Here is a 21951-nt window from a genome sequence, read left to right as displayed (position 1 = left end):
TGAGGTTTCGCCCTTACGGCGAGTCACCTTTTCCAAACGCCGAAAAGGTAACCGAAAAGGCTTTGCTCCTGCGTTCGGCCCGCTCGCTGGGGCTCGGGGTTCCTTCGCTGCGGGATTGATCCGGGGGGCATCGCCTACGGTTTGCTTCGCTGCACCTCCTCTCGATGTGTTTGGCTGCGCCAAACGGTCGCTGCGCTCCGACCCCCGGATCAATCCCTCCGCTCAGCCTTCCGACGTCGCTCGTGGATCAAGATCAAAAGCTTCACCCGAGCTTGCGCTCATCGTGTTGAGTGGTGAAGAGCGGGCGCGATGCGAAAATTTATTGGGTGAACTCAATTCCTGTGGGAGCTGGCTTGCCAGCGATGGCGGCCTGACAGCCGACCTGGTTCTGGCGGATGACCTCGATTCAAATGTAGGAGCTGCCGAAGGCTGCGATCTTTTGATCTTGCTTTTGTAGGAGCAAAGCTTGCTCGCGATGGCGGCCTGCCAGCCGACCTGGTTCTGGCGGATGAACTCGATTCACATGTAGGAGCTGCCGAAGGCTGCGATCTTTTGACTTTGGTTTTTAAAATCCAGATCAAAAGATCGCAGCCTTCGGCAGCTCCTACAGGTCGGTGTCAGTTTTGGGTGGGGATTTCGTGGTTATCCAGTGCGCGGTTTACCGCGAGTTCGGCGAGCATGATGATTTGCTGGATCGCCAGAATCGTGCGTCGCTGCGGCAGTTCGATGTAGGCGGCGATGTCGCTGGTCATGAGGCTGGCTTGGGCCAGGGATTCGCAGGCATGTACCAGCAGGCTTTCGTTGTCTTGGTCGGGGGCGACCTGGAACATGGTGCTGGGTTTGTGGAAGCGCAGGGTTAGGGCGTTGGGTTTGAGGTAGTGGTCGAGGGCGCGTTCGGCGGCGTCGTGGAATCTTTTTGAGCCGGGGAATTCGTAGGGGGTGGTGTCGTCCGCTGCGGGCGGATTGGGGGTTGGTTTAATCATGGTGAAGCTCCGAATGATGAGTGGGGCTGTCACTCTCAATCGCCGCGACGCGACAAAGGGTGGCAGCTGTACGCAGGTTCGCGGACCGAGCCATTCGGCAATCTCGGCATACCCGAAGGTATCCCGCGCACAGCCACCATCAAACCAAACAACAAGCACCTGAGCGCTCCCGTTTGGGTCGGCGATTATGCATCAAATCGAATGAACTGCTCGGGCCGCGACGCCCGTTCGCTGAATTTGCAGCGACCCTCAGAGCCTATCCACCCCACTTCCGAGGCACAACCGACGCGACTTGTGGGAAAAACTCCGTTCAATCACCAGCATTGGTAGGACGAGCACATTTCCCACAAACCAACATATTTCACCCTGTAGGAGCTGCCGAAGGCTGCGATCTTTTGATCTGGCTTTTAAAAACCAAAGTCAACATATCGCAGCCTTCGGCAGCTCCTACAGGTCGGTGTCAGTTTTGGGTGGGGATTTCGTGGTTATCCAGTGCGCGGTTCACCGCGAGTTCGGCGAGCATGATGATTTGCTGGATCGCTAGAATGGTGCGTCGCTGCGGCAGTTCGATGTAGGCGGCGATGTCGCTGGTCATGAGGCTGGCTTGGGCCAGGGATTCGCAGGCGTGTACCAGCAGGCTTTCGTTGTCCTGATCCGGGGCGACCTGGAACATGGTGCTGGGTTTGTGGAAGCGCAGGGTTAAGGCGTTGGGTTTGAGGTAGTGGTCGAGGGCGCGTTCGGCGGCGTCGTGGAATCTTTTTGAGCCGGGGAATTCGTAGGGGGTGTTGTCGTCCGCTGCGGGCGGATTGGGTGTTGGTTTGATCATGGTGAATACTCAGTTGGTGAAAGTGGAGCTGCCTTCGATTGCCGCGACGCAATCTGAGGTGGCAGCTGTACGCGGGTTCGCGGACCGATAACTGAGAAATCGGCATACCTCCAAGGACGGTATCCCGCGCACAGCCGCCATGACACAAGCTACAGGCACCGAGGTGCCGTGAGGTTGGCGATTATGCATCAGTTATCGGGCCGCGACGCCCGTTCGCTGAATTTGCAGCGACCCTCAGAGCCTATCCACCCCACTTCCGAGGCACAACCGACGCGACTTGTGGGAAAAACTCCGCACAATCACCAGCATTTGTAGGACGAGCACACTTCCCACAGCCAACCCATTCCACCCTGTAGGAGCTGCCGAAGGCTGCGATCTTTTGATCTGGCTTTTAAGAATCAAAGTCAAAAGATCGCAGCCTTCGGCAGCTCCTACATGGATATGTGGTGCACAAAAAAGGCGATGTCCCTTGTGGGGCATCGCCTTTGTTTTACCGCCGTTGAAGCTTATTCCGGCAGTTTGTAGGCAATGATGTAATCGCCCATTTTAGTGCCCAGCGAGCCGTGACCGCCGACAACGAGCAGCACGTATTGCTTGCCGTCCTTGCCGGTGTAGGTCATTGGGGTCGCTTGACCACCCGCCGGCAGACGCGATTTCCACAGCTCTTTACCGCTGTTCACGTCGTACGCGCGCAGGTACTGGTCGAGGGTGCCGCTGAGGAAGCCTACGCCGCCAGCCGTGACCATCGAGCCGCCCATGCTCGGCACGCCCAAGGTGAAGCCGATCGGGATTGGCGAGCTGTCGCGGCTGGTGCCGTTTTTGCGTTTCCACACGACTTTGCTAGTGGTCAGGTCGATACCGGCAACGTAGCCCCAGGCCGGGGCCTGGCACGGTACGCCGAGTGGCGACATGAACGGGTGCATGATCACGGCGTATGGCGCGCCAGTGTTCGGTTGCACGCCAGCGGTTTCGCTTTCGCGTTTGCTGCCGGCGGCGACTTGCTCGCGTGGCACCATTTTCGAAACGAAGGCCATGTAGTTCGGACTGGTGAACAGCATTTGGCGAACCGGATCGACCGAAACGCCGCCCCAGTTGAACACACCCACGTTACCCGGGTAGATCAGGCTGCCCTGTTCCGACGGCGGGGTGTACTGGCCTTCATAACGCAGTTCTTTGAACTGGATGCGGCACAGCATCTGGTCGAACGGACTCGCGCCCCACATGGCTTTTTCGGTCAGTTCCGGGGCCAGCAGGTTGAGATCCGAACGCGCTTGGGTCGGTGCGGTGTGGTCGCCTTTCACGGCGCCTTGCGGTACCGGGATTTCCTTGATCGGAATGATCGGCGTGCCGTCACGACGGTCGAGGACGTACAGGCTGCCCTGTTTGGTCGGGGCGATCAGCGCCGGTTTCACGCCGTCGGCGGTTTTCATGTCGAGCAGGGTTGGCTGGCTGCCAACGTCCATGTCCCACAGGTCGTGGTGGGTGAACTGGTAGTTCCAGCGCACTTTACCGGTGGCCAGGTCCAGAGCAACGATACCGGCGCTGAATTTCTCGGCGCCCGGGGTGCGGTCAGCGCCCCACTGGTCTGGAGTCTGGTTGCCCAGTGGCAGGTAAACCATGCCGAGTTTTTCGTCGACGCTGGCCAGCGACCACATGTTCGCCGAGTTGCGGCTGTAGGTTTCGCCCGGTGCCAAAGGCTCGGTGGCGTCTGGCTTGTCGCTGTCCCAGTTCCATACGAGGTGACCGTCGCGCACGTCGAAAGCGCGGATCACGCCCGATGGCTCGTTGGTCGATTCGTTGTCGGTGACGTGACCGCCCATGATCACCAGATCACGAGTAATCGCGGCCGGCGAGGTGGAGTAGTAGCCACCAGCGGTGAACGGGCCGATGCCTTGGGTCAGGTCAACCACACCGTTGGTGCCGAAGCCTTCGCAGATTTTGCCGGTGTCGGCGTTCAGTGCGATCAGGCGGGCATCAGCGGTTGGCAGGTACAGACGACGCGGGCAAGCCTGAGCAACGGCTTTGCCAGCTTCCGAAATCACCGCGGACGCTGCGTTTTCAGTTTTGGCGTACGCGGCTTCGTCGTAGTACGACACGCCACGGCACGTCATGTGGGCGAAGCCTTTGAAGCCGACCGGGCTCTTGATCTGCGGGTCGAAGCGCCACAGTTCTTTACCGGTGTCCGGATCCAGGGCCAACACTTTGCTGTGCGCGGTGCAGGCGTAGACCATGCCGTTGGCTTTCAGCGGGGTGTTTTCGTTGGTCAGCTCGACCGGGTCATCCGCCGTCGGCAAGTCGCCGGTCTGGATGCGCCAGGCTTCTTGCAGCTTGCCGACGTTGGCCGGGGTGATCTGCTTCAGTGGCGAATAACGGTCACCGAATTCGGTGCGGCCATAGGCCTGCCAGTCGCCATCGGGCATCGCTGGTGCGGTGCTGGTGGTGTCGGCGGTGTCGCGGCCCAGTTCGCCGAAGGTTTCGCCCGGGTGGGTGAACAGGCTGATCAGCGCGGTGAGACCGGCCAGAACCACGGCCACGGTCAGACCGCGAGTGCCCATCGGCGCCGGGCCGTCAAGCAGCAGCGGACGACGGAACCACGGCAGCAACATCACGAAGCCGAGGACAAACCACAGGGCCAGACGTGGCACCAGTTGCCACCAGTCCAGACCGACTTCCCACAGCGCCCAAACGGTGCTGGCAAACAGGACGATGGCGTACAGGCCCAGCGCCGCGCGACGGCGCATCAGCAACAGGATGCCGCTCAGCGCAATGCCGATACCGGCCAGCAGGTAATACAACGAGCCGCCGAGCATGCTCAGCTTGACCCCTCCGGCCAACATGGCCAGGCCCATCAGTAGAAGCAGAATGCCGAGCAGGCTCGGTAGCAAACGGCCCCGACTCGAAGCACTTTCGGTGCTCATAGTGTGATTCTCCGTGACGTTTATGTAGTCCCGCGCTGTAGTCACTGTAGATGACGATTGAGCGCGGGCATGGTTCAGATAAAAACTTGTCTAGCTAACGAATTTTCTTCGATCCCTGTGGGAGCTGCGGTGCGACGATTCGACTTGCCAGCGATGGCGGTGCATCAGGCGACGTTGATGTCGAATGTGAAATCGCTATCGCTGGCAAGCCAGCTCCCACAGGTTTTTGGGGTGTCGGTTAGAACGAGGACTGGATTTTGATCCCGCCGATCAGGGCGTCGTCGACGTTGTTCACGCCACCGGGGTGGCGGATGTATTGCAGGTTCGGGCGTACGGTCAGCCAGTTGGTCACGTGCACGCCGTAATACAGCTCGGCGCTGTATTCGGTGTCTTGCGGTGGCAGGAAGGACGGATCGTCGTAGTCGTATACGGCGTTGGCCTGATTCGTCGCTTCGGCGTTTTTGCGGTAGGCCGGGTTGACGTGTACGCGGGCGAGGGCGAAGCCGATGTCATCCTTGGCGCGCGCATCGAACGGGCCTTTGTAGGTGATGCCGGCCTGCACGTAGTTGTCGATCGCGTTGGTTTTCTTGTCGTGCATCGTGCCGTTGGCGAACACGCTCAAACCGCGACTGTTATCGCTGGCAACGCTGGTGACTTGCTGCTGAATGCCCAGCCAGACACCGTGTTTGCTCGACGCGCTGCGATAAGCTTCGCCGCTGAGGGCCGCCGGCTGGCCGTTCTGATCTTTATAAGCGTCGGTGGCTTTGGCGTTGCTGTAGTAGTAACCGGCGCGGTATTCGCCCGGCAGGCCGTTGAGCTTCGGCGTCCACACCAGTTCGATCGGCAGGATCGCGCCCTGAGTGCCGCTGCCGCTGAGTTTGAAGCCGTTGCCGCGATCGAGGTTCGATGGGTTTTGCTCGTAGGCACCGACCTGCGCGTACAACTCTGGGGTCAGGTGGTATTTGACGCGCAGTGCCCATTGGCTGACCGGCCAGTTGTACCAGATGCCGCCGACCCAGTTGCCGACCTGCGAGCCGCAGAACGCGAGGTTCTGGAAGTCGCACGGGAAGCTGTTGAAGTCTTCGCCTTCGCCGAAACGGCCGACCTTGATGTCGAGTTTCTGATCGAAGAATTTCTGCTGATACCACATCTGCGTCAGGCGCGTGGTCTGGCCACGGCCCCAGACTTCCTGGGCCGAAGTGAAGCCGCCAACGCGCGGATCGTTGATGCGATCGTTGCTGATGTTGTTGCCGCTGCGCTTGGTGATGGTCAGTTGAAACTCGGCGTCGTCCCAGCCGAGGATCTTTTGCAGATCCAGGTGCGTGCCCAGACCGAACTGATCGCTGTAACGCGCGGTGCGGTCATGGTCGTAACCGCCGTGCAGGTTGCTGCCCATTTCGCCGGTGTAATCGAGCTTGAAGTCGTAGCCTTTTTCCGAGAGTTCGGTGCGCGTGCCGTTCCAGTCACCGAGCATGTACGGTGATTCACTGTCGAACGCGGGCGCCGCTTGAGCGCAGGTGGCAAGGCCTAGTGCGGTGCAGCCGCCAAGGGTGCGCAGGGCTGAGATAGCGCTGTCTCGGGAGAAGGAAAAATCGGGCATGGATAAGTCTTTTTTTGGTGTTTTCGGGGGTGCAATTCGTGCGCTTCAATATGTCGCAGGCAGTGAAGCGATTCAGCGGAAGGGCGGCAGGATAATGATCTGTAACAAAAAGACAAAGGCCTTTTATAAACATGCATCCTTTCGGATTTGGTAACAGTGCGAAAAGATCGCAGCCTTCGGCAGCTCCTACATTGAAATGCGTACACCTGTAGGAGCTACCGAAGGCTGCGATCTTTTGACCTTGACCTACATTTGAAGGAAGCCCTTCCACCGAACCACCCCCTCGGCTAAGGTGCGCGGCTTCCGCATTTTTCACTTCGCCCAAAGGCCTGGCATGAACGACCAAACCCCCGATCCGCTGCACGGCGTCACCCTCGAACAGATCCTCAACGCTTTGGTGAGTCATTACGAATGGTCGGGGCTGGCCGAGCGCATTGATATTCGCTGCTTCAAGAGCGATCCGAGCATCAAGTCGAGCCTGACGTTCCTGCGCAAAACCCCGTGGGCGCGGGAGAAGGTCGAGCGCCTGTACGTGAAGTTGATGCGCACCAAGCGACCGCTCTGAAATGGACGCCGTCCGGCGGCGACGCCTGATCACCTGCGCTGCCGTATTGGGCTGGGCGGGGCTGGGCATTCAGCTTTATCTGATTTTTTTTGCGCGTTTGAGCGTCGGCGCCAGCCTGTTGGGCGGGCTGGTGAGTTTTTTCAGTTACTTCACGATCCTCACTAATACGCTGGTGGCGACGGTGTTGACCTGTGCCGTGACCGAGCGTGAATCCGCCGTGCGCCGTTGGTTTTTGCAGCCGTGGGTGAGCAGTGGGATTGCCGTGAGTATTGCCGTGGTCGGTCTGGCCTACAGCCTTTTGCTACGGCATTTGTGGCACCCGGAAGGTTGGCAGTTTGTTGCCGATGAGCTGCTGCACGACGTAATGCCGCTGCTGTTTCTGGGGTATTGGTGGTCGTGTGTGCCGAAGGGCACGTTGCGCTGGTGGCATCTGCCGGTGTGGCTGATTTATCCGCTGGTGTATTTCATCTACGCCTTGCTGCGCGGGCATTTGCTTGGCGCGTATGCGTATCCGTTCATTGATGTGGCGGTACTGGGTTATCCACAGGTGCTGATCAATGCCGGGGGGATATTGGTCGGGTTTGTGGTGATTGGGTTGCTGGTGATCGGCCTCGACCGCTGGCGCGCAACCCGATCTTTAGATCAGTGAGGAACCTGTGGTAAATGAGAAACCTGTGGCGAGGGGATTTATCCCCGTTGGGCTGCGAAGCGGCCCCAAAACATTCAATGAGTTGTGTCAGGTAATCCGCAGTGCCCGGTTTCAGGGCTGCTTCGCAGCCCAGCGGGGATAAATCCCCTCGCCACAGGTCATCACTAACCACAGGTCATCACTAACCACAGGTAATCACTAACCACAGGTAATCACTAACCACAGGTAATCACTAACCACAGGTAATCATCAACCACAGGGGATCACCAGAAACAGGTAATTCCCAGCCACAGGGGATTTGTGTCACTCCTCTTCAGAAGTGCCCTCGGCGCGCCAGTAGCCGACGGCTTTGATCAGTTGCTCATCCAACCCATGTTCATCAATCAGCACCCGGCGAATCTGCCGTGAGACTTTGGTCTCCGTCGCCACCCACGCATACAGATTGCCTTTGGGCGCCTGCAATTGCTTCACCGTGCTCAGCAGGTTGTCCTTGCCACCTTCACGCAATACCCAGATCACATTGATCTGCGCCGCGCTCTCTAGCACTTGCTGTTCAGCACCGTTTTCCACCTCGATCACGACCAAGGCTTTGCGATTGGCCGCCAAACCTTCAAGGCGACGAGCGATGGCGGGTAGGGCAGTTTCGTCGCCGATCAGCAGGTAGCTGTCGAAGATATCCGGCACGATCATCGAGCCACGCGGCCCGCCGATGTGCAGGAATTGCCCCGGTGCAGCTTGCTCGGCCCAGGTCGACGCAGGGCCGTCACCATGCAGAACGAAGTCGATGTCCAGCTCCAGCGCATCAAGGTCATAACGGCGCGGCGTGTAGTCGCGCATCTCTGGCTTCGGCCCATCGTCCTTGCCGGCGCCGAGCACCATGGTTTCCAGCGCCGTCGTCTGTTCGGCGTTCTGCGGGAACAGCAGTTTGACGTGATCGTCGGTGCCCAGGCTGATAAACCCGGCCAGCTCCGGCCCACCGAGGGTGATGCGGCGCATGCGCGGCGTCAGGTCGACTACGCGCAACACTTCAAGCTTGCGGCGTTTGATTTCGTGCATCACGCGGTGAATGGTTTGGGTATCGACTGCAGTCATTCGGCTTTCTCCGAGGCAGGTTGAACGGCAGGGCCGTCGACGATGGCTTTGGCGGTGTCGTTGAGCAGGTCACGCACGCGCAGGATTTCTTCCGGGCTCCAGCGGCCGTGGTGCATTTGCAGGGCGTGACGCAAGTTGTGCACGGCTTCGTGAATTTCGGCGGGGCGGTCGTGGCCACGCAATGAGCGTTTGCTGACGTCGATGCGCATGCGCACGCCATCCAGCGCCACGGCTTGTTCGCTTAAAGACAAACGACCGGCCTCGGTGACGCTGTAGCGTTTTTTACCGCCCTCGGCGTCACCGGCAATCAGGTCGCTTTCTTCGAGAAAGGTCAGGGTCGGGTAGATCACGCCGGGGCTCGGGCTGTATGCACCGTCGAACATGCCTTCGATCTGGCGGATCAGGTCGTAGCCGTGGCACGGCTGTTCGGCGATCAGCGCCAGCAGCAGCAATTTCAAATCACCGGGGGCGAACACCCGTGGGCCGCGGCCGCCGCGCTCGCGACCGGGACGTTTTTCGAAGCCGTCACGGCCGTCGCCGTGTTCGCGGTGGGGGGAATGATGGTCTCTCATTTCAGTCTTCTCTCGTCGTGTTTAGATACAACTTAAGATATATCTTATGACTTGATCAAGCTGAAATGACCAACGGTCGTGCGGGTCTGCACGAGCTCGCAGATAGCGCAAGGGGCACCTGAGCAGGATTTTTTCGCGGCGCCGGTAACAATAAATGCCTATACAACTTTCCATTAGTTTGATTAATTACTCTAAAGCATCGATCGCCTCCTTATTTTATTGCGCGTGTAGTTTGGTTCTTACAGAAGTTGCATAGCTTGCCACTTTGTCATTTTGTCCTGATGTAGTATCGGTCTTACAGTTGCTCAGGTGTTTTTCTTGAAAGTTACTTTTTTTCTTTCAAGTCAAATAGCACTTGGGCTACGCGTGCGTCAGAAACGGCCTGCTTATTTCGTGGTGGGAATAGCGGAATATTCCTCGGCGTTGAATGTCCACTTTCTTACATGTCTGAGCCCAGCTGGCTTCATTCTTCAGACCTTGTAAGCGGTTCAGGACTTCAGCCATCTCCCACAACGAAATGACAGGAAGTTAATCATGCTCAAGCAACTTGCAATCGCTACTCCTCTGGCCATGCTGACACTGGGTGCTTCGGTGGCCTTTGCGGCTGAAGAATCGCGCACGGCGATTAATATCGTCGCGGACATTCCGAGCAAGGTGTTCCACGCACAACCGGTCGATCCGAACTTCGGTAAAAACGAAGAAATGCGTTACGTCATCGGCGCAGGCACGTTGTCCCCGGTGCGCGGTACCTATGACATCCAGCACACCCAGGGTTCGGTCGGCGCTTACGTTGAAGGTGGCCCACAGCCTCTGTTCAACGGTGCCAATACCATTGCGCTGACGTACACCTTCAACGGTAAAACCCTCACCGGCGCGTCTGAAGAAGTTGTCGGCGACACCGAATCCAACGGCGGCATGCGTGCCGATCTGGTGATCACCGCCGCCAAACCGGCCGATGGCCAATCCGGTCTGTACACCGCCACGCCGGTGGTGATGTTCGACGCCATTCCGCGCATTACGCCATAAAGCGCTTTCGACCACTGTCAGTCTTTGGCAATGGGTACGCCCGGCCGGTCGTTATTTATTAGCGTTCGGTCGGCGTTTGGCCGATCAAACAAAAAGAGTAACTAAGTTCATGTTTCCGATGACACCCATCGCGGCAGCGCTTGCACTTTTTTTATGTGCCAATGCCTTGGCTGCGCCTACGGATGACCGTCATACGCCACGTAACTTGCTGGCGCAGGCAAAAGGGTTGCCGAGTGAATTCGAAGAACACTTCTTTGATGTGCCACTTGCGGTGCGTGTGGAGTTGGACCAACAGTTTCTGGGCGAAGCGATGATTGTTCTATCACGCGATGATCGCATCACCCTGCTCGAATTTACCGAGAGCGCCGACAGTAACTTCACTGCCATCGAACGCGATGTCTGGGCCGACTATCTCGGTCGGGGTGTGGTGCTGGGTAACTGTCAGGGCAGTTGCCCGGCGCAGATGCTCGCCGTGCACTACAACCTGGAAAATTCGCTGGTATCGATCGTCACCGAGAATGCCGAGCGCGACAGCCAGGCGCCGCGCTATTACCTGCAACCGAAGTCCGGCAGCACCGGGTTGATTGTGCGCAACCAGCTCAACCTCAACGGTGGTCAGGATCAGGACCTCGGAGGCCGTTACGGTCTGGTCACCAGCAGCAGCCTCGGCAACTGGACACAAAGTTTGAACGTACAAATGGCCCGTCTCGGTGGCTCGGACGAGCAGATGTATCACGCCGTGCAAGAGCTCTATAGCCAGAAAGAGCTGCAAGGCAGTTTTGTCCGCCTCGGCTATTTCATGCCCGATTCCGAAGGCCTGACTCGCCAGCCGCGTTCGTTCGGTGTCAGCCCCGACACGGCGGTGGGCGCCATGTACGGCAGCTCCGACAGCCTCGCCATCGACAATCCGAAGCCCAGCGTTTATCCGCTCTACGTCACCGCGAACCGCCAGGCTTCGGTGGAGATTTATCGCAACGGCATGTTGATCAACACGCAACCGGTCGACGCCGGTCTGCAAACCCTCGACACCCGGCCGTTGCCCGGCGGCATCTATGAAGTTGAAGTGCGCCTGATCGAAGACGGCCAGATCACCTCCACCACGTCCGAGTTGATCTACAAACCGAACAACTGGCGCAATCATGACGAGCGCTGGCGCTACAACGTGTTCGCCGGGCGCGAGAGCAAGCTCTGGAGCAACTGGGACGATCAGGCGTCCGGCGGCATGACGGCGGGCGCGGCGTTTAACTACTTGCTGCATCCGCGAGTCATCGTCGGATTCTCCGGGCGGCAGATCAGCGAAAAACTGCAGTACGGCAGTTCAATCGACTGGACGCTGGCCAACAACACCAGTGTGTTCGGCAATGTTTACCAAACCGAAGACCACGGCACCGGCCTCGATCTGCAAGGCATGTACAGCTACGGCTCGGGCAGTATTTTCCTGACCCACAACCGCAGCTGGCTCGACACCACCAACACCTACGAAACCCTGCCCGACGGCACGCGAGTACGGCAGCGCAACGTGTTCATCGGCCAGACCAGCAACTCGGCGCTGTCGGTCAATCATCGGGTCAGCAACAAAAGTTCGATCAACGCGCGGGTCTCGCACAGTGACGGCAATATCGAAGGTGTCGGTCTCGATCTCGGCTGGACGCAGCGCGGCGAATTGTTTGGCAGCGATGCCAACTGGCGATTTTCGGTGTTCGACCGCCCGGGCAGTTTCAGCAGCGGCGATGCGCGCAATCGCGGGGTCGACCTGAGTGTCAGCCTGGCGCTGGGCGGGCCGGGCGAGCAGATTTCCGGCAGCCTCGGTTCGCGAACTTCGCGCGATGGTGGGCGTGACAACAATGCGTCCGTCACCTATCGCAAAGACTTGCAGGATCACTTGTTGCAGAGCGTCTCGGCCACGGCGATCACCGACACTTACGGTCTGGGGCTTTCCGGGACTGGCAGCTTTCAGAGCGACGCGGTCAACGGCGACGGCTTCATTCAGCGCTCTTCGTATAACAACAATTTTTCCGGCGGTTTGAACCTCGACAGCACCGTGGCGCTGAGTGGCCAATACATCGCCATGACCAGCCAACACGACCGAGGTGGCGCCGGGATGATCGTTGATGTCGAGTCTGATCTGGACGACATCGCCCTGCGCGCCGATGACTTGAGCGGTGGCAGCGCCAACCTGCGGCCGGGGCGCAACTTCATCCCGATCACCGCGTACAAAAACGGCACGGTGAGCTTCGATTTCGAAGGCAACGACGTCCCGGCCGCGGCCATCCAGCCTGCGCGCATGAGTTACCACTTGAACAAGGGCGGCGTGGACTATCGAAAGATCCGCGTGATGAAAACCCTGACCGTTCTCGGCCGCTTGATCGACCCCAAAGGTCAACCGCTCAAGGGCCACCACATCATCAACCACGCCAGCCGTGGCGTGAGCGAAGTCGACGGGTTCTTTTCGATGGAAATGAACGCCGGCGCGCCGACCCTGGAAGTGCGTCAGGGCGATCAATTGCTCTGCCGGTTCCGTTTGAACACCGATGCCGCCCGGGTGGAAAACAACGTGCTGATGATTGGCGATTTGCGCTGCACGCCGGATACGTTGGCGGACAACGCTATTGCCAATGAAACCGCTGGCTGATCCGACCTTAAACCCGTCACTCGCTGTGACAGCCCGTTGCGGCTGTGTTGAAAATACAGAGGCAAATCGAACATGAAACGTTTGTTGGCAATTGGTTTTTTCTTGTGTGCACCCCTCGCTTTTGCTGCTCCGCAGATCAACGTTGGCGTGGTTTACGACTATCTGGATGCCGACAAAAGCACCTACCTGAAACGCATCTTCAATGGCGGCGACAGTACCGCGTTCATCAAGATCAATATTCTCGAAATGATCTTCGATGAGCAGGGCGCTGCCCGCGAAATCCCTCTGCAATCCCAAGCCGGCGCCACAGCACGCGACGGCCTGATGGCCAGCCCGGCGCGGCTGATCGTGCCGGCCAACGGTACTCAAGGCACGCGCTTGTTGTACATGGGCGCGCGCGACCAGGAACGCTATTTTCGCGTCCGTTTTGTGCCGGTGGTGCCTGAGGCCGCCGACGAATTTGCGCTCACGGATGAAGAGCAGGCGGACTACAAAAAAGACTTCGCGGCCGGCGTTACGGTGCTGGCCGGTTACGGCACGGTGTTTTTCGTGCGGCCGAAAAACACCCGGTTCGACAGCGTCATTGATGACCGCAACGACCAATATCAAATCCGCAATAACGGCAACAGCGTGGTGGTCATCGACGAGTTCAGGGACTGTGCCGTGGGCAATGACCAGGACTGTCAGCCGACCACCAAACACCACATTCTGGCGGGCCGCACGTTCCGTTTCGACAAGCAGGCCGGGCGCAATTACCGCTTCACGGTAGTTGAAGGCGCGGCGAAAAAGAAAGTCGACGTGAAGGGTTAGACACACCGCGATTTGGATGGCAGAGGAACGATCATGAACAGGCGAAAAATTGCACTGGTGACGCTGACCGGTTTGTTGCTGGCCTGCACCTGTGCCCACGCGGCGCGCGAGGTGCAGGAATTTGAAGTGTCGGTGAGCATTCCCTCTTCAGGGTTCCATGTGTTGCCCGCAGACCCTGGCTGGATCAGTCGCGAACAGCGGCTGCCGTGGAGTTTGCTCAACTCGACGCTCGGTGGTCTGCGCAAGGATTTTGATGTGAAAAACGAAGGCGGGGCGATCGAGGCACGTCTGGACGGTCTGGCGTATCTGTCCAGCGGCGAGTCCGGCCACGAGATCGAATTGCAGGTGGTGTTCAACGGCAGAGAATTGAAGGTGGGCGAGGCAGTTGAAGTGGTGTCTGCGGCGGACAGCCGGCAGGGGCGCCGGGTGTTGCTGGAAATCACTCCGCAGCCCCCCGGTGATGGCGTCTACAAACCGGGTAAGTACTTCGGCAACGTCAACATGATGTTCAACGCCGTTTTACCCGGTGCTTGATCGCCCTCACTCCGACCCGAAGCGGTAAAAAACCATGATCAACTTGTATCTACGCGTGACGGTGGCGCTAGCGGTGAGTTTCACCGTCGTATCGGCGTCTGCAGCGGTCAAAGACATCGAAGCGTTGTTTCGACCTGACTCCTCAAACCCGCAAATCAATGAGTTTATTAACCAGACACCTTCGGAAGGGTTTTGCCTGCAGTTGCCCATTGTTTGCAAGCCGGCAGGTTTGTTCACGCTGATTGCGCCAATTACTTTCAACGCCAGTCACACGATTCAGGCGTTTCACACCGACCCGCGCCAGGGCGGCATGGCCAAAGTACCTTCCCATTGGCAGCAGATCGAAGTGACCCATGAATCCGGCGCCCGGGAAACACTGGAGCTTCGCATCGCCGGCGTAGGTCATGAGGCAGGTGTCAGAACACCGGTAATGGATCTTGTGGAGGGCCAGGCAGGCGGCAGCATTCGTGACGCCTGGAATCTTTTGTGGACGGGGGGCGGATGGGCTTACGCACCAGCACCTTGTGATGGTGTGGGCTGGTACACGCTGGGTCCCTTCGGTTACAACAGTTTCTGGAGAGTTCCGGTCAATGCCGGTGTATGTGCCAAGCAGGCGCGGTTTGCGATTCCTGACTTCTACTATCACTACTTTGTTTTCGGTTATGAACTGCGCACTCCCAGCCCGCTCACGATGAAATCGGGTCGATACCACGGCAGCATCGAGTACTCGGTGGGCCCCGGCAAGGATTTCGACATGGGTGACCTCATGATCCCCAATGACGATCTGCTTCAGCTCAATTTCACCCTGGTCGTCGAGCACATGCTCAAGGTCGAAATTCCTCCGGGTGGCAATAAGGTTGAATTGATCCCCGAGGGCGGATGGCAGGCCTGGCTGAATCAGGGGCGTAAACCGACGCGATTGTTCCGTGACCAGACCTTCAATATCTGGACCAGCTCGCAATTCAAAATGCAGATGACGTGCGAGTTCACCGTGGGTGATGTCTGCGGTCTTGAGGAGCCGGGAGGTCGCATCGTGGCGTTGCAAGTTGCGGTGACTTTGCCCACCGGCCTGACCTCGGCGGATGGCCAGCCGGTCGTTCGTCAGCCGTTGCGTGTGAGTGGCGTGGGCAGCGAGCTTTTTCAGCCCGGAATTTATGTCGACCGCAAACCGGGGGTTTTGCACTTTGACATCAAGCAGGCTGATGTCGAGCGCATGTTGTCCGGCGAGGCTGCCACGTATAGAGGCAACGTCACGGTTGTTTGGGATTCCGAGGTCGGCTGATCTCGTCAAAACCGGCCGCCGATCAGAGTAATGATTGACGGCCTGCATGAGGTGCAATGGATGATTCTTTTTCGAGTATTCCGGCGAGGTGCATTCTCGCTGGCTTTGGTTTTCGTGTGGTTGTCATCGGCGACAGCCGAACAGGTTTCGATCAACGCATCTTTCAAGCCGGATTCGGCGTATCCGCACCGCAACAAATTCATCAATGACACACCGTCCAGCGGTTATTGCGCGGGCTATGCCCAGCAATGCAAAGACAATGAGATGTTCAGTTTGCAGGTGCCGATCCGCTTCTATTCTGCCGGCCCGATTGTGGCGAATCATCCATCGATTCGTCAGGGTGCCATGTTCAAAGTCCCGACCCAGTGGCGCGATCTGACGGTGACACATCAGGGCACGGCTGAAACGAAAACGCTGAAAGTACGAATTGCCGGGCTCGGTTCAAAATACCTCACTGAAGACATCATGAAACTGGTGGGCCCGACAGACACTCCTCGCGATGCGCACTGGAAGCTCTGGGATGGAACATGGGTCAACACACCACCACCTTGCACATACAGCGGTGTCGGTGTGGTGTGGTCTTTCGCTTACGCTTTTTTCTGGAAAACCCCTACTGAAGGCATCTGCTCACGTCAGGCAAAGTTTGATATCCCGTGGCTGCGTTATGACTACCTGGATTTCGCCTATGAACTGGAAACCCCCAGCCCGCTGGAAATGTCCTCGGGTAAATACATGGGTACTCTGACCTACACACTAGGCCCCGGAGCGGATTTTGATTTCGGCGACATCATGTTGCCAACCGATTCCGCATTGACCTTGAACTTTGAGCTGGAGGTGCAGCACACCCTCAAAGTCGATATTCCACCGGGTGGCACTCGTGTCGAATTGGTGCCTCTGGGCGGCTGGCAGGCCTGGCTGAATCAAGGACGTAAGCCGACGCGTTTGTTCCGTGACCAGACCTTTAATATCTCGACAAGCTCCCGTTTCAAAATGCAGATGACGTGCGAGTTCCTGGTAGGCGATACCTGTGGTCTGGAGGAACGAGGAGGTCGTTCCGTACCGTTGCAGATTGCAGTGACGTTGCCCGCTGGTCTGACATCGGCAGCTGGCGGCGCAGTAATCCGCCAACCGTTGCGGGTCAGCGGCACAGGTACCGAACTGTTCCAGCCGGGCGTTTACGTTGACCGCAAACCGGGGACGTTGCACTTCGCGGTCGAGCAGGCGGATGTCGAACACATGTTGTCCGGCGGCGCGGCAACGTACAAAGGCAACGTCACGGTCATCTGGGATTCCGAGGTCGGTTAACCGGGGGGCAGTGCGAGCTTTTTCAACGCATCGCGGGTTTGCTGGCGGCTGAGTTGCTGCTCCTGATCGCCCAGATCATTGATCAGATGTTCGTATACAGAATCCGGCATGGGTTGCCCGGTCAGCACTTGCTCTTTGGGGACGCCCAGTATTCGTGCGAGATCCTTGAGCTTGTCACGCAAAGCCGCTTTTTGCTGGTAAGGATCGTTGGCGCTTGCCCAGTCGGCTTGTGCCGTACGCAAGTCGTCGAGCTGTGATGACCGTTCCTCGAAGCGGGCCTTGTTGGCGTAGTAACTGTCGGGATGAGCCTCGCGCAGATAGTCGGCCCAGAACGGCTGTTCGAGCATGCGGTTGATCAGGCCGTCGCCAGTCTCCATCGCGTTGACCGTTTCGAATGCCAGGTCGATTTTCGCCTGATCGACACCTGCAGTGATGCGAAACAGCATGTTCTGCGACTGCCACGGCAGATCGAGGCGTAGCGCCAGCCCCGTCTGATAGGCCAGGTACACCTCGACAACGTCGGGATTACCGCCACGGCTCTGGATGTCCGCTTGGGCGACATCATTGACGTAATCCAGTCGCGCAGCGCCTCGGGCCAATGTCACCAGTTTTTGTTCGAGCATGTCTCTTGAGGTCGAAGACAACCGGGCTTCGGCCGCCAGCACCTTGATGCCCATCTGATTGAACACCTGTGCCCCGGCATCCCGGCAATTGACTGGCGCGATGGCCATCTCGAACAGATCCTGACGCAGGTTTTTGTCGATATCGATTGCATGGATCATTCGCCAGACGCGCTCGCTCAATTGCTCCAGTGCCGAGCCGCCGCTGCGATAATCCGCCGATTGGGTCAGGTCATCGATGATTTTGAAGAAGCCCCGTGAGTTCGGTTCGGAGGCCAGATCGGGCCACGCTTCCGGGCGATAAATGCCGACTCCCGGCATACGGTTGAATAACGCATCGGTCTTCAAAGGCCAACGTCTGATCATTTCGGTGGTGGTTGTCGACGTGACATGTTCGGGGATAAGGCCGACGGAGGTGCGATATTTCTCGTAGAGAACACGATTGACGTCAGACAACTCACTGGCAATCAGACGGGTGCGGGCGATGATGAAAGCGTTGTTGGAACCTGGTACGACACGCGGAACTTCCTCGATCGGATTGCCCAGCATGTCGAGGAAAAACTGTCGTGGCCGGTGCTTTTCAAACAGGCCCTCAGGCCAGGTGGTCAGCCCGGTTTCGTTCATCGTCAGGATGCCCAGACGCGGCATTCGGCTGACATTGGGGGCCAGGCCCAAGGGATTCAGATCCAGACGCAGGGTTTGCAGGCGTGTGAGGTTCTTCAGTTCCTCCACGGTTTGCGGCGTCAACTGAATCTGGTTGCCCGAGAGGCGCAAGGTTTCCAGTTGACGCATGCGGCCGATGTCTTTCGGCAGTTGCTTCAACTCGCAGTTTCTGGCGCTCAATTGACGCAGGTGATGAAAGTCCTTGAGCAGTCCCGATCCGTCGGTGGCGAGGGGCACGTTGTCGAGGGAGAGGGTGGTGATCTGATCGAGATAAGGCTTGATGTCCGGTAGTTTTTTCCACCAGTGCTCAAGATTGTAGCGACGCATTTCAGAGGAAAGATCCAGCGTATAACCGGCTTGCGGTGCGACGCTGCGTTCGCCAAACACCGTGGCTTTACGTTCAAAACAGGCCATCAGTCTTTCGGACAGATGCAGGCCGCCGTCGAGCATAAACGTCAGGTTATGCGTGCCACCATTGCCGGAGTGCCAGTTGATCACTTCCTCGAAGCGCCAGGTGTCGAGGGCGATGCGCAATGTGTCAAGGTCGTTTTCGATACGCCGGATGCCCGACTCGGCATCGCCCTGGGTGCTTAGCGCTTGGGCGAAACCTTGCACTTCGTTTTCATTGAGGTGCGGGTAAATGTCCTGAATACGGTCGAGCAGGGTTTGCCCGGCTCTGGAGTAACCGGGACCACCGAGCAAAATAGTGGTTTCAGTCGCTACGCGGTCACTGATCGGTGGTTCGGCGAGCAACGTGCGACGTACGCTCGCCGGCTCGGTTTTCGCCAGAATCCAGTGTTTGAAACCGGCGGCGTCATCGAGGCGATAACCCAGTGCCTGGCGCTGATCAGCGGGCAGGGCGTTGAGGATTGCTTGAAACAGATCGCCCGGCCGGTCTTGCAGATGCTGGCCTTGAGCGTCATGCGCGGTGTAGCGAGAATCGGCGTCCTTGATCAGTGTGTTTACTGTCGTGGCGTCTGCGGAGCCAACGCTGCAAATCAGCTCGCCATCCAGCGATTGCTGGCGAACTTCAATGCGCAGTCGGGCCAGCGCATCGCTGTGGATACGCAGGGCATTGAGGGCCAGGCGTTCGGTGTCGGCGGTCGCCAGCCAGTCATGATGAAAACCTTGCCAGGCATGAGTGCTGCGGGTTTCAAATTGCAATTCGTTGCCCAGTTGCCTAAGGCGCAACGGCAAGCGTTGTTGCTGCTTCATCAGGTCGAGTTCGGCTGGCGTGGCGTTGCCCAGCAAGGTGTCGGCGAGCGGCGCCGGCAGCGCAGGGAATGCCTCGGTCAACACTGTTCGCGCCGGGTTGAACGTTCGTTCCTGAGGTTGGTAACGCTGCTCGAATAATTGCCGACGCAGACTTTTTGCGCTGTCGGCAATGCGTGTCTGCAGATGCGCTTCACGCTCGGCGGGCGCTGCGTCGAGGGCAATCGGTGCGCCATTCGCCTCCAGCGTTTGCAGGACTGTATTCAAACCCTGCCCACCGTTGAGTTGTTGATCACTCAACTGAACCACCAGTTTTCGGCCTTGAGCTAACCTGGCCGCTGCTGATTGCCAGAGTGTCTCGCCGCGATTGTTGCTGACCCGCAGGGGGACGTCGGCAGGCCACAGTCCTTGAGCTTCGATGATTTGCAGCTGGCTGGCCGGATCACGTCTGGCCCGGGCCTGCCTGACCGGGTCATCGCTGCTGACGTTGTCGACGAAGGCCTGCACATCGCGCTCGATATTGAAACGCTGCACGGTGTCGGCCAGCAAAGGCGGTATGGGCGCATTTTCGTGGTACATGCGGCGCAACACGTCGGGCGAAGTGCCGCTGGTTTGTCGAATCAGCTCCAGTTCCTGCGGATCGGTAAACGCTTCGACCGAATGGCCCAGCCGGCGCATCAACGTGGTGTCGTCCCAGCTTCGAGGCGTTTCTCCTTCGAGTACAAAACTGCCGGAACCGTTGTGCCGAACCGGAACTTCAAAAGCATCCGGGCGCGTGGCGTGGCGCACGACCAGTGCATCGGTCGTCGCCTGTTTCGACAGTTGGTAATGATGTTCGCCGACCCGCAGCAGGGATTTACCTTCGTGCGCGTACAGCCCGTGCTCGCCCCGCGCGAGTTCGGGCGGCAGCTTGCCTTTGAATCGGTACGGCACCAGATCAGGTTTCCACAGGCGAGTCTTTGCGCTTGGCAGGCGCACTGCTTTCAGGCTTTCGATGAAGGGTGAAACGGTGAAGTGAAAAACCGGCGCCAGCGCAATGCCAGCCGCGAGATTTTCGATGACGTCGGTGAGGTGGGCCCAGCCTGCTTGCCGGTCACCTTCGCTCAGTTCCACGGCACCTTCCAACACCTCGTAAAGCAATTGACCTGCCGTCACCACCAGCATCAGTTCGCCCAGTCCGGGCACCACCAGCGCAAAGGCGCCGAGGGCGACAAAGCCGATATTCAGATAATTGGCCCAGCGTTCGGAACGTGCCTTGGTGTCCTCGTCGGCGTTGGGCACGGCGATGACTCTGGCGTCGCTGATCATTTGATCGAGGGTTGTTTCATGCAACACCGGCCACAGTTCGAAGTCCTCCCAAGGGCCTTTGCCCGGCAAGGTGCAGTCGGTGATGTGGAAATTCGGCGCCTCCAGCGGATCCTGACGAACTCCGTATTCGCGCGGTGGTGGGATGTCTGCGTGGAGTATCAGTCGTTCGCCCAGTTGCACCAGCTCGTGATGGCGCCACTTCTCGACAAAAGACCGTGGCGGGCCATCGCTGACAGTCTCGTTAAAGCGTCTGAAGTAATACGACCTGTCCTTCTGCGCAACGAAACGGCTGAAGAACAGTTGATAGGACGTTGGCGAGCCGGCATCGGTGGCAATGTTGCTGGTACGGGCGCTCAGTTGGCGGGTCAGTTCCTGTTGGAATGCCTCGAAGCTGGCGTAGCGTTTGACCGGGTGTTCGGGATCCCCCGGGATCCAGGCGATTATCGACCCGGTGCTGTAGCGATGTAACTCGCACGGGATGAACAACACGCAATCGCTCAGGCGCAGCCCCATGATGCTTAAGCCGCAAAATCGCAGTTGTTTCTTGCCGTCCATGATGACGCTGTCGCCTTTGACGACTTTCATCAGCTGATTGTATTCGGCCTGGCCGATGTCTTTTTTGATCAGCGCCAGACAGGCTGCTGTCTGCAGGGATTGCTTGCAGTACGCGCCATTGATCTGCCGCAGCAGATTTTCGACAAGGCGATTGTTCGGCGGACGCAGGAAGTCTGTCAGGTAGCGCTGATACTGCTCGCCGATGTTCAGACGCCGGCACAGGCGCGCGAAAACGTCGACGCTGACCGGGGTAGCGATCGGTTCGAAATGGCCATTGGCATCCGGGCGACTGATAAAACACGAGTTCGTGTCATAGAACCCCGGTCGGGTTTCGTCATATTCGAAGTTGTGCAACGCCGCTTGCAAAAGCGAGAGGGTTTTAACCGTCAGCGCTTCACTTTTCAGACCGAAAATGCCCAGGCTTTTTGGTGCGTACAAGCGCAGCCAGGTGTTGTCGGCATCGAAACTGGGGTCAAGTTTCTGCAGTTCAGGTTCCAGCAGTTTTTTCGCAAAGCTGTCGATGCTCTGGATTTTGTCGAACAGGGCGTCCCGTTGGTTCTGACGCAGGTGCAGGGCTTCGGTGGCGTTCCTGAGTGTCTGTTGTTGGTCTGAGGACGCCTTGGTGAGCCAGGCCGGCAGCACCGGCCGGATCTCGCGCAGCTCGGCGCGGCGTGTCGCCGAGGCCTTGATCAGTACGTGGGGGATGGCCTTTTTCAAGGTCTCGAAGTGGATGCCCCGAGCACGGGAGTCAGACATGCGCAAAATCCTTTTGGCGTCGAAAGGATTTCAGTTTGCGCGG

Annotated in this window: 16 protein-coding genes; 9 read left to right on the top strand and 7 right to left on the bottom strand. The window is 58.4% G+C overall.

Features of this window, described 5'->3' with window-relative positions:
* A partial coding sequence (locus EJA70_RS30940) for a hypothetical protein (protein WP_218574215.1) occupies window positions 1-457 on the top strand: 457 nt, incomplete at its 5' end.
* A 160-nt stretch (window positions 458-617) separates the two neighbouring features.
* Here EJA70_RS30940 and EJA70_RS23550 read toward each other — a convergent pair.
* The 4 genes from EJA70_RS23550 to EJA70_RS23535 form a co-directional block, all read right to left on the bottom strand.
* Window positions 618-983: a DUF6124 family protein gene (locus EJA70_RS23550; protein ID WP_158833875.1), complete on the bottom strand. Its 366-nt coding sequence runs from the start codon at window positions 981-983 to the stop codon at window positions 618-620.
* A 460-nt stretch (window positions 984-1443) separates the two neighbouring features.
* Complete coding sequence (locus tag EJA70_RS23545; RefSeq protein ID WP_158833873.1) at window positions 1444-1809, bottom strand: DUF6124 family protein; 366 nt, start codon at window positions 1807-1809, stop codon at window positions 1444-1446.
* Between the two features lie 506 nt (window positions 1810-2315).
* Window positions 2316-4727 carry a glucose/quinate/shikimate family membrane-bound PQQ-dependent dehydrogenase gene (locus EJA70_RS23540; RefSeq protein ID WP_158833871.1) on the bottom strand — a complete coding sequence of 804 codons (2412 nt, stop codon included), beginning with the start codon at window positions 4725-4727 and terminating at the stop codon, window positions 2316-2318.
* A 238-nt stretch (window positions 4728-4965) separates the two neighbouring features.
* Window positions 4966-6327 carry a carbohydrate porin gene (locus EJA70_RS23535; RefSeq protein WP_158833869.1) on the bottom strand — a complete coding sequence of 454 codons (1362 nt, stop codon included), beginning with the start codon at window positions 6325-6327 and terminating at the stop codon, window positions 4966-4968.
* 334 nt (window positions 6328-6661) lie between these two features.
* Here EJA70_RS23535 and EJA70_RS23530 point away from each other — a divergent pair, with 334 nt between their 5' ends.
* The gene (locus tag EJA70_RS23530) at window positions 6662-6892 is read left to right on the top strand and encodes a VF530 family DNA-binding protein (RefSeq protein WP_158833867.1); all 231 of its coding nucleotides are present in this window, start codon (window positions 6662-6664) and stop codon (window positions 6890-6892) included.
* Window position 6893: 1 nt separating this feature from the next.
* On the top strand, window positions 6894-7541 hold the full coding sequence (locus tag EJA70_RS23525) for a Pr6Pr family membrane protein (protein WP_158833865.1): 648 nt from the start codon (window positions 6894-6896) through the stop codon (window positions 7539-7541).
* Window positions 7542-7844: 303 nt separating this feature from the next.
* On the opposite strand, the gene EJA70_RS23520 is transcribed toward EJA70_RS23525, so the two are convergent.
* A complete protein-coding gene (locus EJA70_RS23520) occupies window positions 7845-8633 on the bottom strand; it encodes a siderophore-interacting protein (protein WP_158833863.1) in 789 nt (262 codons plus the stop codon).
* Window positions 8630-9205 (bottom strand): PadR family transcriptional regulator, encoded by a 576-nt coding sequence (locus EJA70_RS23515; protein ID WP_053123477.1) that lies wholly within the window; start codon window positions 9203-9205, stop codon window positions 8630-8632. Before EJA70_RS23515 ends, EJA70_RS23520 begins: the two co-directional genes overlap by 4 nt.
* A 534-nt stretch (window positions 9206-9739) precedes the next feature.
* On the opposite strand from EJA70_RS23515, the gene EJA70_RS23510 reads away from it, so the two are divergent.
* The 6 genes from EJA70_RS23510 (at window position 9740) to EJA70_RS23485 (ending at window position 16794) form a co-directional block, all read left to right on the top strand.
* Window positions 9740-10231 carry a CS1 type fimbrial major subunit gene (locus EJA70_RS23510; RefSeq protein WP_158833861.1) on the top strand — a complete coding sequence of 164 codons (492 nt, stop codon included), beginning with the start codon at window positions 9740-9742 and terminating at the stop codon, window positions 10229-10231.
* 109 nt (window positions 10232-10340) lie between these two features.
* On the top strand, window positions 10341-12863 hold the full coding sequence (locus EJA70_RS23505) for a CS1-pili formation C-terminal domain-containing protein (protein WP_158833859.1): 2523 nt from the start codon (window positions 10341-10343) through the stop codon (window positions 12861-12863).
* Window positions 12864-12935: 72 nt separating this feature from the next.
* Window positions 12936-13673, top strand: coding sequence for a molecular chaperone (locus EJA70_RS23500; protein ID WP_158833857.1), 738 nt, complete (start codon window positions 12936-12938; stop codon window positions 13671-13673).
* A 33-nt stretch (window positions 13674-13706) separates the two neighbouring features.
* Window positions 13707-14207, top strand: coding sequence for a CS1 type fimbrial major subunit (locus EJA70_RS23495; protein ID WP_158833855.1), 501 nt, complete (start codon window positions 13707-13709; stop codon window positions 14205-14207).
* Between the two features lie 34 nt (window positions 14208-14241).
* Window positions 14242-15489 (top strand): hypothetical protein, encoded by a 1248-nt coding sequence (locus EJA70_RS23490; protein WP_158833853.1) that lies wholly within the window; start codon window positions 14242-14244, stop codon window positions 15487-15489.
* Window positions 15490-15549: 60 nt separating this feature from the next.
* Window positions 15550-16794, top strand: a complete 1245-nt coding sequence (locus EJA70_RS23485) for a hypothetical protein (protein ID WP_158833878.1) — start codon at window positions 15550-15552, stop codon at window positions 16792-16794.
* Here the strand turns inward: EJA70_RS23485 and EJA70_RS23480 are convergent.
* On the bottom strand, window positions 16791-21908 hold the full coding sequence (locus tag EJA70_RS23480) for an NEL-type E3 ubiquitin ligase domain-containing protein (protein WP_158833851.1): 5118 nt from the start codon (window positions 21906-21908) through the stop codon (window positions 16791-16793). The two genes, EJA70_RS23485 and EJA70_RS23480, sit on opposite strands and share 4 nt — an antisense overlap.
* Window positions 21909-21951: the final 43 nt, after the last annotated feature.

The organism is Pseudomonas sp. PB103, assembly GCF_009764635.1.
Taxonomy (GTDB): Bacteria; Pseudomonadota; Gammaproteobacteria; order Pseudomonadales; family Pseudomonadaceae; genus Aquipseudomonas.
Note: the sequence above shows the minus strand (reverse complement) of the source record. Positions and strands in the feature narration are given on the sequence as shown.

Excerpts from the sequence above, each read along its gene's own strand:
- EJA70_RS23520 (WP_158833863.1), bottom strand. The coding sequence starts at position 8,633 with ATGACTGCAGTCGATACCCAAACCATTCACCGCGTGATGCACGAAATC.
- EJA70_RS23540 (WP_158833871.1), bottom strand. The coding sequence starts at position 4,727 with ATGAGCACCGAAAGTGCTTCGAGTCGGGGCCGTTTGCTACCGAGCCTG.
- EJA70_RS23550 (WP_158833875.1), bottom strand. The coding sequence starts at position 983 with ATGATTAAACCAACCCCCAATCCGCCCGCAGCGGACGACACCACCCCC.
- EJA70_RS23495 (WP_158833855.1), top strand. The coding sequence starts at position 13,707 with ATGAACAGGCGAAAAATTGCACTGGTGACGCTGACCGGTTTGTTGCTG.
- EJA70_RS23490 (WP_158833853.1), top strand. The coding sequence starts at position 14,242 with ATGATCAACTTGTATCTACGCGTGACGGTGGCGCTAGCGGTGAGTTTC.
- EJA70_RS23535 (WP_158833869.1), bottom strand. The coding sequence starts at position 6,327 with ATGCCCGATTTTTCCTTCTCCCGAGACAGCGCTATCTCAGCCCTGCGC.
- EJA70_RS23500 (WP_158833857.1), top strand. The coding sequence starts at position 12,936 with ATGAAACGTTTGTTGGCAATTGGTTTTTTCTTGTGTGCACCCCTCGCT.
- EJA70_RS23480 (WP_158833851.1), bottom strand. The coding sequence starts at position 21,908 with ATGTCTGACTCCCGTGCTCGGGGCATCCACTTCGAGACCTTGAAAAAG.
- EJA70_RS23530 (WP_158833867.1), top strand. The coding sequence starts at position 6,662 with ATGAACGACCAAACCCCCGATCCGCTGCACGGCGTCACCCTCGAACAG.
- EJA70_RS23525 (WP_158833865.1), top strand. The coding sequence starts at position 6,894 with ATGGACGCCGTCCGGCGGCGACGCCTGATCACCTGCGCTGCCGTATTG.
- EJA70_RS23510 (WP_158833861.1), top strand. The coding sequence starts at position 9,740 with ATGCTCAAGCAACTTGCAATCGCTACTCCTCTGGCCATGCTGACACTG.
- EJA70_RS23515 (WP_053123477.1), bottom strand. The coding sequence starts at position 9,205 with ATGAGAGACCATCATTCCCCCCACCGCGAACACGGCGACGGCCGTGAC.
- EJA70_RS23485 (WP_158833878.1), top strand. The coding sequence starts at position 15,550 with ATGATTCTTTTTCGAGTATTCCGGCGAGGTGCATTCTCGCTGGCTTTG.
- EJA70_RS23505 (WP_158833859.1), top strand. The coding sequence starts at position 10,341 with ATGTTTCCGATGACACCCATCGCGGCAGCGCTTGCACTTTTTTTATGT.
- EJA70_RS23545 (WP_158833873.1), bottom strand. The coding sequence starts at position 1,809 with ATGATCAAACCAACACCCAATCCGCCCGCAGCGGACGACAACACCCCC.